The organism is Dietzia sp. Cai40 (assembly GCF_014145165.1).
Lineage (GTDB): Bacteria > Actinomycetota > Actinomycetes > Mycobacteriales > Mycobacteriaceae > Dietzia > Dietzia natronolimnaea.
In genome coordinates this window covers 1-1,128 of record NZ_JAALEB010000457.1, presented here as the reverse complement: position 1 = coordinate 1,128, position 1,128 = coordinate 1, and the positions used below count along the sequence as shown (strand labels likewise).

At 70.7% G+C, this 1,128-nt stretch carries 1 protein-coding gene; it reads left to right on the top strand.

All coding sequences use genetic code 11. The annotated features are described in order from the left end of the window. Positions 1-1,128, top strand: a 1,128-nt coding sequence (locus G6022_RS15535) for an AMP-binding protein (RefSeq protein ID WP_182691948.1), incomplete at both ends; no start/stop codon positions are given.

The window sequence follows — 1,128 nt, the reverse complement described above, 5'->3', positions numbered from 1 at the left end:
GCCGGCGCCACGCGGCTGCGGACGCTCGTGCGAGTCCCCCTCGACGGCGGTGACACCGCGACCGCCGACCTCGCCGTCGTCGACTTCACCGACCTGCAGGCGGAGGCCACCGACTCCGCGCTCGCGGAGGCCGACGCCCGCGCCGACTCGGTGACGGGCGACGACGTGGCCGACATCCTGTTCACCTCCGGCACCACCGGCAAGAGCAAGGGCGTGGTGGCGCTGCACCGCCAGACCGTCGCCGGTGCGCGCGCCTGGGGGTCGAACGGCGGACTCACCGAGCGCGACCGCTACCTCATCGTCAACCCGTTCTTCCACAGCTTCGGCTACAAGGCCGGGTTCCTGGTCTGCACTCTCTTCGGTTCGACCGTCATCCCGCTGGCCGTGTACTCCCCCACCGAGACCATGCGCCTCGTGCAGGACGAGGGCGCCACCGTCCTGCCCGGCGCCCCCACGATCTTCCAGACGATCCTGGACGCGCCGGACCGGGCGGGATTCGATCTGTCCTCCCTGCGCCTGGCCGTGACCGGCGCGTCGGTCGTCCCGGTGGTCCTGGTCGAGCGGATGCAGTCCGACCTGGGGCTGGAGACCGTCCTCACCGCCTACGGGCAGACCGAGACGATGGGCTTCATCACCACCACCACGGCGGACGACGACGACGTCACCGTCGCCACCACGTGCGGGCGGGCCTACCCCGGCATGGAGATCCGGATCGGGGACTCCGGCGAGATCCTCACCCGCGGCGAAATGGTGATGCAGGGGTATCTCGACGACCCGGAGAACACCGCGGAGGCCATCGACCCCGACGGCTGGCTCCACACCGGCGACGTGGGCGAGATCGACTCCCGCGGCAACCTCCGGATCACCGACCGGCTCAAGGACATGTACATCACGGGCGGGTTCAACGTGTACCCCGCCGAGGTCGAACAGACGCTCGCGCGCCTGGACGGAGTGGTCGAGACCGCCGTCATCGGCGTCCCGGACGACCGGATGGGCGAGGTCGGCAAGGCCTTCGTGGTGCGCCGCGAGGGCTCGTCGCTCACCGAGGAGGACGTCCTCGGGTTCTGCCGCGAGCACCTGGCCAACTTCAAACGCCCCCGCGCCGTGGAGTTCGTGGAGTCCTTCCCG